This is a genomic window from Bradyrhizobium sp. Kon58 (genome assembly GCF_055807455.1).
Genome location: NZ_JBVVOT010000011.1, coordinates 59,003 through 72,129, shown reverse-complemented (window position 1 = coordinate 72,129; position 13,127 = coordinate 59,003). Strand labels below are relative to the sequence as shown.

Annotated in this window: 14 protein-coding genes; 1 reads left to right on the top strand and 13 read right to left on the bottom strand. The window is 65.0% G+C overall.

Annotation, left to right across the window (positions count from 1 at the left end; translation table 11 throughout):
* Window positions 1–16: 16 nt before the first annotated feature.
* From AC0L20_RS19835 to AC0L20_RS19825, 3 genes are all read right to left on the bottom strand, one after another.
* Window positions 17–469 (bottom strand): c-type cytochrome, encoded by a 453-nt coding sequence (locus AC0L20_RS19835; RefSeq protein ID WP_473291111.1) that lies wholly within the window; start codon window positions 467–469, stop codon window positions 17–19.
* 96 nt (window positions 470–565) lie between these two features.
* Entirely contained in the window at window positions 566–826 is a 261-nt protein-coding gene (locus tag AC0L20_RS19830) for a cytochrome C oxidase subunit IV family protein (RefSeq protein WP_473291109.1), read from the bottom strand.
* Between the two features lie 2 nt (window positions 827–828).
* Window positions 829–1,404: a cytochrome c oxidase subunit 3 family protein gene (locus AC0L20_RS19825; protein ID WP_473291107.1), complete on the bottom strand. Its 576-nt coding sequence runs from the start codon at window positions 1,402–1,404 to the stop codon at window positions 829–831.
* A 173-nt stretch (window positions 1,405–1,577) separates the two neighbouring features.
* On the opposite strand from AC0L20_RS19825, the gene AC0L20_RS19820 reads away from it, so the two are divergent.
* Window positions 1,578–1,745, top strand: a complete 168-nt coding sequence (locus tag AC0L20_RS19820; RefSeq protein ID WP_473291105.1) for a hypothetical protein — start codon at window positions 1,578–1,580, stop codon at window positions 1,743–1,745.
* Window positions 1,746–1,850: 105 nt separating this feature from the next.
* On the opposite strand, the gene mmsB is transcribed toward AC0L20_RS19820, so the two are convergent.
* The 10 genes from mmsB to AC0L20_RS19770 form a co-directional block, all read right to left on the bottom strand.
* Entirely contained in the window at window positions 1,851–3,041 is a 1,191-nt protein-coding gene (gene mmsB, locus AC0L20_RS19815; protein ID WP_027569186.1) for a multiple monosaccharide ABC transporter permease, read from the bottom strand.
* A complete protein-coding gene (mmsA, locus tag AC0L20_RS19810) occupies window positions 3,038–4,615 on the bottom strand; it encodes a multiple monosaccharide ABC transporter ATP-binding protein (protein WP_473291102.1) in 1,578 nt (525 codons plus the stop codon). The genes mmsB and mmsA overlap by 4 nt, the downstream gene beginning before the upstream one ends.
* Window positions 4,616–4,803: 188 nt before the next feature.
* Window positions 4,804–5,877: a multiple monosaccharide ABC transporter substrate-binding protein gene (chvE, locus tag AC0L20_RS19805; RefSeq protein WP_368508332.1), complete on the bottom strand. Its 1,074-nt coding sequence runs from the start codon at window positions 5,875–5,877 to the stop codon at window positions 4,804–4,806.
* A gap of 74 nt (window positions 5,878–5,951) precedes the next feature.
* Complete coding sequence (locus tag AC0L20_RS19800; RefSeq protein WP_473291099.1) at window positions 5,952–6,830, bottom strand: SMP-30/gluconolactonase/LRE family protein; 879 nt, start codon at window positions 6,828–6,830, stop codon at window positions 5,952–5,954.
* Window positions 6,830–7,906 carry an aldose epimerase family protein gene (locus AC0L20_RS19795; protein WP_473291097.1) on the bottom strand — a complete coding sequence of 359 codons (1,077 nt, stop codon included), beginning with the start codon at window positions 7,904–7,906 and terminating at the stop codon, window positions 6,830–6,832. The genes AC0L20_RS19800 and AC0L20_RS19795 overlap by 1 nt, the downstream gene beginning before the upstream one ends.
* Before the next feature lie 2 nt (window positions 7,907–7,908).
* Window positions 7,909–8,835: a Gfo/Idh/MocA family protein gene (locus tag AC0L20_RS19790; protein WP_473291095.1), complete on the bottom strand. Its 927-nt coding sequence runs from the start codon at window positions 8,833–8,835 to the stop codon at window positions 7,909–7,911.
* A complete protein-coding gene (locus AC0L20_RS19785; protein WP_473291093.1) occupies window positions 8,832–9,611 on the bottom strand; it encodes a FadR/GntR family transcriptional regulator in 780 nt (259 codons plus the stop codon). Before AC0L20_RS19785 ends, AC0L20_RS19790 begins: the two co-directional genes overlap by 4 nt.
* Window positions 9,608–10,579 carry a galactofuranose ABC transporter, permease protein YjfF gene (gene yjfF, locus AC0L20_RS19780; protein WP_473291091.1) on the bottom strand — a complete coding sequence of 324 codons (972 nt, stop codon included), beginning with the start codon at window positions 10,577–10,579 and terminating at the stop codon, window positions 9,608–9,610. Before yjfF ends, AC0L20_RS19785 begins: the two co-directional genes overlap by 4 nt.
* Window positions 10,576–11,568, bottom strand: a complete 993-nt coding sequence (locus tag AC0L20_RS19775; RefSeq protein ID WP_473291089.1) for an ABC transporter permease — start codon at window positions 11,566–11,568, stop codon at window positions 10,576–10,578. Before AC0L20_RS19775 ends, yjfF begins: the two co-directional genes overlap by 4 nt.
* Complete coding sequence (locus AC0L20_RS19770; protein WP_473291087.1) at window positions 11,565–13,109, bottom strand: sugar ABC transporter ATP-binding protein; 1,545 nt, start codon at window positions 13,107–13,109, stop codon at window positions 11,565–11,567. The genes AC0L20_RS19775 and AC0L20_RS19770 overlap by 4 nt, the downstream gene beginning before the upstream one ends.
* Window positions 13,110–13,127 lie beyond the last annotated feature (18 nt).

Below are 13,127 nucleotides of genomic sequence, written 5' to 3'. Positions count from 1 at the left end.
GAGGAAAGCGGCGGGCTCAGCCGGCCTTGTTCGGCGGCCAATCCTGGCGCTTGATCGTGCTCACCCATTGCAGGAAATCGGCGAGGTCGTTGAGTTCCTGGTCGGTGAGGTTGAATTGCGGCATCTGCCGCCGGCCCTCCGCGCCCGAGGGCTGCGACTGCATCCAGGCCTTCAGCGTCTCTCGCGCGCCGGCCGGGTCTTCCTTGCCGCCCCATCGATCCCAGACGTTGCCGACTTCGGGCGCGAAATAGGCGCCTTCGCCGAGCAACGTGTGGCAATTGATGCAGGAGTTCTTCTCCCAGGCATGCTTGCCGCGGGCGACCGACGACGTCAGCGTCGCCGCGTCCGTCGAGGTCGTGGCCATGTAGTAGTGGCTGTGCGCCGTCAGCCCGATGAAGATGGCGAAGAAAAAAGCCGAGCCGCCGTAGAAGACGTTTCGAGCGGCCGACTTGGTCAGGCGTTCAGCCATTGCCAATCCTTTCAATTGAGTCGCGTCGCGTAAATCGGTGATGCGATTTATTGCCGATTGGCCCGGCCCGTTCTTTGTCAGGGCGCAAGGAGTGAGTCAGATCAGGGCGACGACGGCGGATGTGAGCCAGGCAAACAGCACCACGATGAGGATCCAGGCGCTGACGAGGCCGCGCCAGAGCGCAGGCACCGCGCGAAGATCGAGGAAGTCGAGCGCTATCCGGCGCCCCTTCACGGCAGCCAAAGTCAGCAGCAGGGCGTTGCCGAGCAGTGGCCGCGGCACCAGCGGCGGCACCAGGATGGTCGCGAGCGCGAGGCCGATCAGCGCGATCCAAGTGAAGTCCAGGCGATCCGGCATCGTCACCGCACCAGATAAAGAATCGGGAACATCACGATCCAGACCAGATCGACCATGTGCCAGAAGGCCGTTCCCGTCTCGACGCCGAACGCTTCAGCGCGGCGGCAGACCAATGCGAGGATGATGACGCCGAGGCAGACGTGCAGGAGATGGAAGCCGGTCAGGAGGAAGTAGAGTGTGAAGAACGGACTGGTCTCGAGTCCAATGCCGCGTCCGATCTCTTCGGCATATTCGCCGAGCTTGACCGCCACGAACAGGCTACCAAGCCCCATGGCTGTGAGGAGCCAGTATCGTGTCGCCCGCCTCTCGCTGGCCCGCGCGGCCTTCGTAGCCCGGGCCGCGGCCCAACCGCTCGTCACCAGCACGACAGTGTTCAATCCGGCGAGACCCGGATCAAGTGCCGCCTGCCCCGCGGCGAACGCGGCGGGATGGATCGCGCGGGCGACCGTGAAGGCACCGAGAAACAGACCGAAGGCGGCGAGCTCGCTGAAGATCAGCACCCAGATCATGGGATCGCCCGGAAGATCGTCCAGGATTCCCCAGCCCGTTCCCTGTGGTTCGCAATCGGCTGCCGACATCTGCTCTTCCGGATCAGGACACCAGCCAGACTTAGCTCAGCCGGGCCGATCCGAGTTTGTTGCCGGACAAACTTGGGCGGATGCCGATCAATTTGTTTGCGCCGTCGCAACGTCCAGCCGGCCGGGTCGCGGTACCAAACGCCCCAGGGTTCCGTGGAGCTGCGAGCGATGACATGAGCGATGCACAAATCGGGCTGATCACCGCGACGCCCATCATCATCGTCTTCGCCATCGCGCTCCGGCGAATGGGCGTGCTGTCGACCGTGGCAACCGTATCGGCAGTGAGCCTTTCCGTCGCGATCGCGGCGGTGCTGTTCACGACGCAGGCACCGCTCCCGTAGGGTGGGCGAAGCGAAGCGTGCCCACCACACTGCTCGCGCAATTGCGGAAGGATGGTGGGCACGGCGCGCTGCGCCTTTGCCCACCCTACTGCACTGCCGACGTGGTTACCGCCGCTGATTGTACACGTCGATGCACACCGCCCCGAGCAGCACCAGGCCCTTGATGACCTGCTGATAGTCGATGCCGATGCCGAGGATGGACATGCCGTTGTTCATCACACCCATGATCATGGCGCCGACCACGGCGCCGCCGACGCGGCCGACACCGCCATAGGCTGAGGCGCCGCCGATGAAGCAGGCGGCGATGACGTCGAGCTCGAAGCCGAGACCCGCCTTCGGCGTTGCGGTGTTGAGGCGCGCGGCGAAGACGAGGCCGGCGAGCGCGGCGAGCACGCCCATGTTGACGAAGGTGAGGAAGGTCAACCGTTCCGTCTTGATGCCCGATAGGCTTGCGGCCTTGGCGTTGCCGCCGACCGCATAGATTTGCCGGCCGATCACGGTGCGGCGGGTGACGAAGCCGTAGAGCGCGATCAACGCACCCATGATCACCAGCACGTTGGGCAGGCCGCGATGCGAGGCAATCAGATAGGTGAAATAGAGCACGGCGCAGGCCAGAAGAATGCTCTTGCCGAGGAAGAACGCGTAGGGTTCGACTTCGATGCCGTGCAACTGCTCGCGCGACCTTCCCCTGGCGCTGGCGTAGACGAGGCCGAGCGCGAGCACCGCACCGATCAGCATGGACGTCGGATGCAGGGTGCCGGCCTCCGGCAAGAGCTCCGGAATGAAGCCGGAGGACAGTTTCTGGAAGGTCGCCGGGAACGGTCCGAGCGACTGGCCCTGCAACACCGCGAGCGCAAGCCCCTTGAACACCAACATGCCCGCTAGCGTCACGATGAAGGACGGGATCTTGAAATAGGCCACCCAATAGCCCTGCGCGGCGCCGATCGCCGCGCCCAGCAGCAGGCAGGCGATGAAGGCGAGCGTGTAGTCGACCTTGTATGTCACCATCAGCACGGCGGCCACCGCGCCGACGAAACCCGCGACCGAACCGACCGAGAGGTCGATATGGCCGGTAACGATGACGAGCAGCATACCCAGCGCCATGATGACGATGTAGCTGTTCTGGAGCACCAGATTGGTCAGGTTCAGCGGTTGCAGCAGCGTGCCGCCGGTCATGACCTGGAAGAACAGCATGATCGCGATCAGCGACATCAGCATGCCGTAGTTACGCAGATTGTTCTTGATGAAGCTGCCGTTCCGGCGCTCCTCGGGCAGCGAAACCGTCTTGTCGGTCATGGCTGCGATCCTCCCATCTCGGCACCCGCCAGGGCGCGGCTTCCATAATTTCTGTTGTTGCGCATGATGGCGTGCATGATCTTTTCCTGCGTTGCGTCGGCGCCCTTGAACTCGCCGACGAAGGCGCCGTCGTTCATGACGCAGATGCGGTCGCAGATGCCGAGCAACTCGGGCATCTCCGAGGAGATCACCACCACACCACGGCCGGCCTCTGCAAGCTCGTTGATGATACAGTAGATCTCGTATTTGGCACCGACGTCGATGCCCCGGGTCGGCTCGTCCAGGATCAAGACCTTGGGATCCGTCATCAGCCACTTCGACAGCACGACTTTTTGCTGGTTGCCGCCGGAGAGCTGGCTGGTCTCCTGATAGACGTCGGAGCAGCGGATGCGCATCCGGTTGCGGTAGTCGCTGGCGACCTTCAGCTCGGCGATGTCGTCGATCACGCGGCGAGGAGCGACCTGGTCGAGGCTTGCGAGCGTGATGTTCTTGCGGACGTCGTCGGCGAGGATCAGCCCGAGCTGCTTGCGGTCCTCGGTGACATAGGCAAGGCCGGCGTCGATCGCAGCCGCGACGTTCGGCAGCACGATCTCATGGCCCTCGAGCCGGATGCGACCGCTGATCGCGGTGCCCCAGGAACGGCCGAACAGGCTCATGGCGAATTCGGTGCGGCCAGCGCCCATCAATCCGGCAATGCCGACGACCTCGCCGCGTTTCACGCTGAAATCAACGTTCTTGATCACCTGCCGCTCGGGATGGATGGGATGGTAGACCGACCAGTTCTCGACGGTGAGGACGGGCTCGCCGATCTTTGCGCTGCGCTCCGGAAAGCGATGGGCGAGATCGCGGTTGACCATGCTGCGGATGATGCGGTCCTCCTGGATCGGCTCGGCGCGGCAGTCGATCCCGTCGACGGTGCGGCCGTCGCGTAGGACGGTGATGTGGTCCGCGACGCGGGCGACCTCGTTCAGCTTGTGCGAGATCAGGATCGAGCCGATGCCCTGCTCGCGGAAGGCCATGAGACGTTCGAGCAGCGCGGCACTGTCGGCCTCGTTGAGGCTCGCCGTCGGCTCGTCCAGGATCAGCATCCGCACCCGCTTGGACAGCGCCTTGGCGATCTCGACCAGCTGCTGCTTGCCGACGCCGAGATCAGTGATCAGCGTGTCCGGCGATTCCTTGAGGCCGACCTGCGCCAGCAGGTCCCGCGTGCGCCGATATACCTCGTTGCGATCGATAACGCCGAGCTTGGACGGCGGATGCGACAGGAAGATGTTTTCGGCAATCGACATCAGCGGGATCAGCGCCAGCTCCTGATGGATGATGATGATACCGAGCGCCTCGGAATCGTTGATGTCGCGGAAGCGGCGCTCCTCGCCATCGAAGATGACGGTGCCCTCGTAGCTGCCGGCCGGGTAGACGCCGCTGAGCACCTTCATCAGCGTGGACTTGCCGGCACCGTTCTCGCCGACGAGGGCGTGGATCTGCCCGGCTTCAACCATGAAGTTGACATCGCGCAGCGCCTGGACGCCGGAAAAGCTCTTGCTGACGTTGCGCATCTCCAGCATTGCGGTCATCGATTCATTCTCCCCGGGGCTTCCACAATCGTCATGGCCGGGCTTGTCCCGGCCATCCACGTGCAGCCGCTTGCGAAGAGGGACGTGGATGCCCGGGACAAGCCCGGGCATGACGAGTTGATAAACATGCGCTTCGCTCTAACCCTAAAGAACTCCCTCTCCGCAGGTCGGGAGAGGGAGTAGACCTCTTACTGGAACTGGGCCTTCTTGTAGTAGCCGCTCTCCACCAGGACCTTCTCCCAATTGTCCTTGTAGACCACGACCGGCTTGAGCAGATAGGACGGCACGGTTTTGGCGCCGTTCTCGTAGGTCTTGGTGTCGTTGACGGTGACCTGCTTGCCGGCAAGCGCAGCGTCGACCATGTCGGCGGTCACCTTGGCGAGATCGCGGGTGTCCTTGAAGATGGTCGAATACTGGTCGCCGCGCAGCATCGCCTTGATCGAGGGCACTTCGGCATCCTGGCCCGAGATGACAGGCATCGGCTGGCCGGCGCTGCCATAACCGACGCCCTTCAGCGAGGAGATGATGCCGATCGATAGGCCGTCATACGGTGACAGCACCGCGTTGACCTTCTTGTTGCCGTAGTAGGCGCTGAGCAGATTGTCCATGCGGGCCTGCGCGGTGGCGCCGTCCCAGCGCAAGGTCGCGACCTTGTCCATGCCCATCTGGCCGGAGACGACGACGAGCTTGCCGCTGTCGATGTACGGCTTCAGCACGCTCATCGCGCCGTTGTAGAAGAAGTAGGCGTTGTTGTCGTCGGGCGAGCCGCCGAACAGCTCGATGTTGAACGGACCCTTGCCATCCTTGAGGCCGAGGCCTTGCACGATCGACTCGGCCTGGAGCACGCCGACCTGGAAATTGTCGAAGGTCGCGTAATAGTCGACGTTCGGCGTGCCGCGGATCAGGCGGTCATAGGCGATCACGGTGATGCCTTTTGCTTTTGCCTGCTTGAGCACGTCAGAGAGCGTGGTGCCGTCGATCGCAGCGATCACCAGGGCCTTCGCGCCCTTGGTCACCATGTTCTCGACCTGCGAGAGCTGGTTCGGAATGTCGTCCTCGGCATATTGCAGGTCGGTGTTGTAGCCGCGCTCCTTCAGCACCTTGACCATGTTGTTGCCATCGTCGATCCAGCGCGCCGACGATTTGGTCGGCATGGCGATGCCGACTGTTGCTTTGTCCTGGGCCGAGGCGGTGACGCCCGCGGCCATCGTCGCAGCGCCGGCCAGCGCCAGCGCGAGGAATGTCGTCTTCAGTTTCAACATGTTTCGCTCCCTTGGATGTCAGACTGTTTTTTTCGTGTCGTCGAGAACTTTGGTCGTCTGCAGCTTCTAGCCTCCTATGCGAGCTTGACGTCGGGCTCCGCGCGACCGCGCGCGGATGCCTCCAACAGGAAGGTGTGGCCTGCTTGCGGATCGGCGGCACGCGCCGCCGCATCCATGTCCTGCCAGGCGGAAGTGACGAGGAGACGCGACAGATCAGGGCCGACAAAAGCGGGGCAGCTCGCCTGCTTTGCCGGCACGCTGAGCGAGCGCAGCCGCTCGCCTTGCGGAGAGTAGACGTCGACGCGGCTCGCGCCCCAGCAGGCGTTCCAGATGTTTCCGTCCGCGTCGCACACCGATCCGTCGAGGCCGCCGACGCCGGTGTGGCGCAGCAGCACTTCCGGCTCGCCGCGGGGCAGGCCGGTCGCGGGATCGAGCGGCACCGCGTAGAGCACCGCGCGCGCAGTGTCGGCGAAGTAGCCGGTGGCGCCATCGGGCGAGAAGCAGATCGAGTTAGGAATGCTGATGCGCGGAAACAGCATCGAGATCTCGCCGCGATGAAACGCGTAGATCGCGCCTGCCTCTGCTTCCGCCTTGCGGCCCATGGTGCCGATCCAGAACGTGCCGGAGGGATGCACGCGGGCATCGTTGGAGCGGGTCGCGGGGTTGTCGGCTTCGAGCGGACAGAGCAACCTCATCGCGCCGTCGGCAATTTTGCGGATATAGAGGCCGTCTTCCGCGACAATCAACTGCCGTTCGGCATCGATCCGCCCAAGCGCGCTCGCCATCCGGCCCATCGCATGAACGCGAATGCCGCCGCTGCCGAGCTGCGCCTCGAACAGTCGCCCCTCCCGGATATCGAACCACCAGGCGGTGTCGGTGGTCACGTCATAGGTCGGTCCCTCGCCGAGATGGCAAGGATCGTCCGAAAGAACCGAGGTCGGCACCTGTTCCATCAGGACCTCCTCACCGCAAAGCGATAGACCGTATGATGGCGATAGACCTCGCCGGGCGCTAGGCGCGGGCTCGGGAAATCCGGCCGGTTCGGTGCGTCCGGCCAGATATGCGGCTCCAGGCACATGGCGTCCGACTGACGGTACAGCTTGCCGCTCTTGCCCGAAATCGTGCCGTCGAGATAATTACCCGAATAGACCTGCAGACCGGGCTGATCAGTGAACAGCTCCATGATGCGCCCCGAGCGCGGCGCCTCCAGCTGCGCCGCGAGCGCAAGCTTGCCGTCACGCGCGAGACAGTAGGTGTGATCGTAGCCCCTGCCGTTGCGCAATTGCTGGTCGCTCGCGCGGATGCGCTCGCCGATCGCCCGCGGCTCGCGGAAGTCGAACGGCGTGCCGGCAACGCTGCGCGGCGGCTCGGGCAACGGAATGGCGGTGGGATCAATCGCGAGGAAATGCCCGGCCGCGACCGTCAGCTTGTGATCGAGAATGGGCGTGCCTGATGTCGCGCCCTCCAGATTGAAGAAGCTGTGGTTGGTCAGGTTGACGATGGTCGGCCGGTCGGTCCGCGCCTCCATGATCAGAGATAGCTCAGCCGGGCCGGTAACACGATAGGTCAGGCGCACATCGAGCCGACCGGGATAGTTTTCCTCGTCATGCGGGCTCGTGTAGGTCAGCGTGACCGCGGGCTCGGCGCCATCGTCGATCTCCGCAATGTCCCAGAGCTTGCGATCAAAACCGTCCAGTCCGCCATGCAGCGCATTCGGACCGTTGTTGACGGGAAGCTGGACCGCCTCGCCGTCCAACGAAAATTGCCCGTTGGCGATGCGATTGGCGTAGCGGCCGACCGTGGCGCCGAAGAACTTCCGTTCGGCGAGATAGCCGGCAAATGCGTCATGGCCGAGCACGACGTCGTCGTAGCCGCCCTTGGCGTCCGGCGCGATCAAGGCCTGCAAGACTGCACCGTGGGTGATGATGCGCGCCTCGAACCCGCCCTCGCCGCGCAGCACGATGCGCTCGACCTTGCGGCCGTCAGGCAGCGTTCCGAAGACGTCCTTTTCTGTTTTCGATCCAGCCATGATCAATCCACAAACGGTTCGACGATCGTGCGCCTGCCGAGCAGGAAGGCGTCCGCAACGAGACGAAGCGGCGCCAGATCGACGTCGCTCGCCCCTGTCGCGGCGAGCGTGACGAAGCGCCGGTAAAGCTCCCGATATTCCTCATCGGGCGCCTCGGCAACGGTCTTGCCGTCGATCGCCATGATCCGGCCGCCGCGGGATAGCGTCATCCGGCCCTGGTCGGTTTCGACCAGGATATCCCAGCTCTGCGGCCCGGTCTGGCGGAAATCGAACTCGGCGGTCACAGGCAGGCCGTCGATGTCGGTCAGCGTCAGCTTCGCGGCAATCGGCGCCTGGCAATTGGCGGGGAAGGCGAGCTCGGCCGCGGTGACGAACACCTGAGACGGCAGGATCCTGGTCAGGATCGACAGCGCATTGATGCCGGGATCGAACACCCCGAGCCCGCCCGGCTCCCAGATCCAGGCCTGCCCGGGATGCCAGACGCGGACGTCCTCTTTCCAGTTGATGTGCACGGAACGGATGCGGCGGGCGGCGAGCCACTCGCGCGCCGGCTCGACCGCCGGCGCATGGCGCGAATGCCAGGTCGCAAACAGCGTTCGCTTGGCCTCACCGGCCATCGCGATCAATGGATCGAGCTCGGCAACGCCGGCGCCGGGCGGCTTCTCCAGCATGACATGCTTGCCGGCCCTGAGCGCTGCGACCGCCTGGGCGCGGCGTACTTGGGGCGGCGTGCAGAGCGACACCGCGTCGATCGGCGGACCTTTTTCCAGCAGCTCTTCGATGGTCGCGAAATGCGGCAGATCCGGCAGCGAGGCATTGCGGCTGGCGACGGCCGCCAGCGTCGCGCCGGGAACCGCTGCGATGGCGCCGACATGCTGGTCCCGCGCGATCTTGCCGAAGCCAACGATGGCGATGCGAAGTTCAGTCACGATCTTTCTCCAGCTTCCGCGGACGGCAGCGCTTCGGCCGGTACAGTCTCGATCACTGTACCCTCGTGGCGGCGCATGCCGTTGTGAATGACGTAGACCATCGCCTCCGACGCAGTCGTTGCATCACCGGCCGCGATGGCATCGACGATCTTCTGATGCCAGAGCAGAACGGTGTCGCGGTCCTCCGGTTCGACCGGTGCGCTGAGCAGGAATGAGGCGCGCAACGCAGCCTCGATGACGTGCCCGATCGAGCGCATGAACAGATTTCCGGAGGCGCGCGCCACACCGACATGGAGCGCGAGGTCGGCATCCGCGAAGCCAACGGAGTCGGAGGCTTCAAGCCGCATCCGCTCCATGCAGCGACGGAGCTCGGAGAGATCCTGCTCCGACCGCTGCGCCGCCGCGAGCATCGCCGCGCGCGGCTCGACCGCGAGGCGGATCTCGGCGAGGTCGTTGAGGAAACGCTTGTCGATCCCGGCATCCAGGTGCCAGGCCAGCACGTCGGCGTCGAACATGTTCCAGGCGACGCGCTCGCGCACGACCGTGCCGACGCGGGCCTTGGTAGTAAGCAGGCCCTTGGCCACCAGCGTCTTCACGCTCTCGCGCAGCACCGGTCGCGACACCCCGAACATCGCGATCATCTCGGCATCGCCAGGCAGGCGCGTCCCTTCTGCATATCGGCCGGCGATGATGTCAACGCCGATCGAGCGGGCCACTTCCGCGTGATTTGAGTGCGCCCGGCGCGTCGGAATGACGAGGATGCGCGAGGTGGTCATGAGACTGCTCCCGCGCGCTTTGCCACGGGCCGGCGCGCGAGCGCGACCAAACCCTGTTGCAAGGCGATGAAGGCGAACAGCAGCACCCCGGTCGCGATCTTGGTCCACCAGCTCGACAGCGTCCCGTCGAAATTGATGTAGGTCTGGATCATGCCCTGGATCAGCACGCCGAGGAAGGTGCCGATCACCGAGCCCTGCCCGCCCGTGAGCAGCGTGCCGCCGATCACGACGGCCGCGATGCTGTCGAGCTCGACGCCAACCGCGGACAGCGAGTAGCCGGCGCTGGTGTAGAAGGAGAAGACGATGCCGGCGAGCAGGCTCGACAGCATGTAGATCTTCACCGTCATCCTGCCGACGGCGACACCCATCAGGCTCGCGGTCGCCCGGCTGCCGCCGAGCGCATAGACATTGGCGCCGAACCGGGTCAGCTGCAGCAGCAATGCGCCGCCGATCACGATAGCAAGCATGATGATCGCGACCGCCGTCAGCCGTCCACCGCCGGGTAGTCGCAGTGCGAAGTCCGACACGGTCGAATAGACCGGTGCTGTGATCGGCACCGATTCCGTCGAGAGCAGGAAGCTGGCACCTCGGGCCAAAAACATCCCGGCGAGCGTCACGATGAAAGGCGGCAAATCGAAGACATGGATCACCGCGCCCATCGCCGCGCCGAAGGCCGCCGAGAGTGCGAGAATGGCGACGAAGGCGACCAGGGGCGGCATTCCCCAGCGCTCGATCGCAAGCGCGACGAACACCGTGGTGAAACCGATCACCGAGCCGACCGAGAGATCGATACCGCCCGAAATGATGACGAAGGTCATGCCGGTCGCGACGATGCCGAGGAAGGCGTTGTCGGTCAGGAGATTGCCGACCACGCGGGTGGAAGCGATGTTGGGAAACTGCATCGCGCAGAGTGCGAATCCCGCGACGAGCACGATCGCCGTGATGAGGACGGGCGGCAGGCCTTTCATGCCTTGGTCCTCCGCAGCCGCGCCACGACACCGGCAAAGCCGGACAGCTTCGGCGATTGCAGCAGCAGCACCGCGAGCACCACCACCGCCTTGACCAGCAAATTGAACTCGGGCGGATAGCCCGACAGCAGAATGCCCGTGTTCATGGTCTGGATGATCAGCGCGCCGAGCACGGCCAGCACGAGACTGAAGCGGCCGCCGAACAGCGAGGTGCCGCCGATCACCACCGCGAGGATGGCGTCGAGCTCGAGCCAGAGGCCGGCATTGTTGGCATCCGCGCCCATGATGTCGGCCGCTGCGATAACGCCGGCAAGCGCAGCGCAAACGCCGCACCAAACATAGACCGCCAAGATCATCGCGCGCGTGCCGACGCCGGCGAGCTCGCTTGCCCGCGCATTGCCGCCGGTGGCCTCGATCAGCAATCCGAGTGCCGAGCCGCGCACCACCGCACCGGTGAGGATCAGCATGCCGAGCGCAATCGCGACCGGCACGGGCACGCCGAGGATGGAGCCGTTGCCGAGCCAGACCAGATCGGGCGAGGAGAAGGTCACGATGCGGCCCTCGGTGATGAGCTGCGCGATGCCGCGCCCCGCCACCATCAGGATCAAGGTCGCCACGATCGGCTGCATGCCGAGCACCGCGACGAGAAATCCGTTCCACAATCCGCAGATCAGGCCCGCACCGAGCGCAGCCGCCAGCACCACGGCCAGACTGTGGCTGTCGGCGAGGCTCGCGGCGATCGCGCCGGAGATCGCCATGACAGCACCGACCGACAGATCGATGCCGCGCGTGGCGATCACCAGCACCATGCCGAGCGAGAGCAGCGCCACCGGCGTACCGCGGTTGAGCACGTCGATCATGCTGCCGAACAGGCGGCCGTCCTGCAGCCGCAGATCGAAAAATTGCGGCGACACCACGCGGTCGACCGCGAGAATGACGATCAATGCGAGGATCTGGGCAAGGCCGCGGCGCGGCAACAGCGCTGTCATGTGTGAGCCTCAAGCGCAACGGCGACGCTATCGGCGGCAATGGTGGCGAGAATGTTGCCGACGTCGATCGCCTCGCCCGCGAGCTCCTCGACATGGGCGCGGTCGCGCAGCACCACCACGCGATCGGAATAGGTCACGATCTCGTCGAGCTCGGAGGAAATCACGAGCAGCGCGAGCCCGTCATCGCAGAGCTCGCGGATCAGGCGGATGATCTCGGCATGCGCGCCGACGTCGATGCCGCGGGTCGGCTCGTCCAGCACGAGGAGCCGCGGCGAGGTCGCAAGCCACCGTGCCAGCAGTACCTTCTGCTGATTGCCGCCGGACAGCAGGCCGACGGGACGCTCCGGATCGGGCGGACGAATGTCGAGCATCTTGACGTAACGGCTCGCGATCTCGTCCTGCTCGCGTCGCGACAGCGGCCGATGCAAACCGCGCTTGGCCTGGAGCGCGAGCACGATGTTCTCGCGCACGGTGAGCTCGGCGACGATGCCGTCGGTCTTGCGCTCCTCAGGGCAATAGCCAAAGCCGTGGCGCACGCCGTCGCGCGGCGACTGAAGCCGGACAGGCGCGCCTTCCACCCTCGCCTGTCCGCGATCGGCGCGCTCGGCGCCGAACACCAGCCGTGCCGTCTCGGTCCGGCCCGAGCCGAGCAGGCCGGCGAGACCGACGACCTCGCCATGGCGCAGTTCGAGATTGAACGGCGCGACATAGCCGGCCTTGCCGTAACCCTGGAAGCTCGCACAGACTTCACGCGTCGTCTGTGCGCCTGCCGATGCCCGCGCGCTGGTGGTTTCGGCCAGCTCGCGGCCGAGCATCATCCGGATCAGCTCGAGCCGCGACAGCGACGCGGTCTCGCGCTCGCCGACCAGGCGGCCATTTCGCAAAACCGTGATGCGATCGGAGATCTCGTAGACCTGGTCGAGGAAATGGCTGACGAAGACGATGCCAATGCCGCGCTTGGCAAGCTGACGCATGATGCGAAAGAGGATCTCGACCTCATGGCGGTCGAGGCTCGCGGTCGGCTCGTCCAGGATCAGCACGCGTGCCGAGAGATCGACGGCGCGCGCGATCGCGGTGACATGCTGGATCGCCACCGAATAATTGCCAAGCGGCGCTGATACGTCGATGTCGAGACCGAAATCCGCGAGCAGCGACTTCGCGCGACGCCGCATCTCGCCTTCACGCACGATGCCGAAGCGCATCGGCTGCCGGTCGAGAAACAAATTCTGCGCCACCGAGAGGTTCGGCAGCAAATTGACCTCCTGATAGACCGTGGCAATGCCGGCCTGAACCGCCGCCTTGGCCGAGCGCGGCGCGACCTCTTCGCCGCTGATCCTGACGATGCCAGCATCGCGCGGGAATACGCCGGTGACGACCTTGATCAGCGTGGATTTGCCTGCGCCGTTCTCACCGAGCAGCGCATGGACCTCGCCGGCGCGAAGCGTGAAGTCGACCTCCTGCAACGCACGCACGGCGCCAAAGCTCTTGCTGATCCCGCGCACCTCCAGCAGGGAAGCAGCGGAATCCGGGCTGTTCTCCATGACAAATTCACTCCCAGC

Bases quoted from the DNA above. Each gene is read 5' to 3' on its own strand.
- AC0L20_RS19835 (WP_473291111.1), bottom strand. From the start codon at position 469: ATGGCTGAACGCCTGACCAAGTCGGCCGCTCGAAACGTCTTCTACGGC.
- AC0L20_RS19830 (WP_473291109.1), bottom strand. From the start codon at position 826: ATGCCGGATCGCCTGGACTTCACTTGGATCGCGCTGATCGGCCTCGCG.
- AC0L20_RS19825 (WP_473291107.1), bottom strand. From the start codon at position 1,404: ATGTCGGCAGCCGATTGCGAACCACAGGGAACGGGCTGGGGAATCCTG.
- AC0L20_RS19820 (WP_473291105.1), top strand. From the start codon at position 1,578: ATGAGCGATGCACAAATCGGGCTGATCACCGCGACGCCCATCATCATC.
- mmsB (WP_027569186.1), bottom strand. From the start codon at position 3,041: ATGACCGACAAGACGGTTTCGCTGCCCGAGGAGCGCCGGAACGGCAGC.
- mmsA (WP_473291102.1), bottom strand. From the start codon at position 4,615: ATGACCGCAATGCTGGAGATGCGCAACGTCAGCAAGAGCTTTTCCGGC.
- chvE (WP_368508332.1), bottom strand. From the start codon at position 5,877: ATGTTGAAACTGAAGACGACATTCCTCGCGCTGGCGCTGGCCGGCGCT.
- AC0L20_RS19800 (WP_473291099.1), bottom strand. From the start codon at position 6,830: ATGGAACAGGTGCCGACCTCGGTTCTTTCGGACGATCCTTGCCATCTC.
- AC0L20_RS19795 (WP_473291097.1), bottom strand. From the start codon at position 7,906: ATGGCTGGATCGAAAACAGAAAAGGACGTCTTCGGAACGCTGCCTGAC.
- AC0L20_RS19785 (WP_473291093.1), bottom strand. From the start codon at position 9,611: ATGACCACCTCGCGCATCCTCGTCATTCCGACGCGCCGGGCGCACTCA.
- yjfF (WP_473291091.1), bottom strand. From the start codon at position 10,579: ATGAAAGGCCTGCCGCCCGTCCTCATCACGGCGATCGTGCTCGTCGCG.
- AC0L20_RS19775 (WP_473291089.1), bottom strand. From the start codon at position 11,568: ATGACAGCGCTGTTGCCGCGCCGCGGCCTTGCCCAGATCCTCGCATTG.
- AC0L20_RS19770 (WP_473291087.1), bottom strand. From the start codon at position 13,109: ATGGAGAACAGCCCGGATTCCGCTGCTTCCCTGCTGGAGGTGCGCGGG.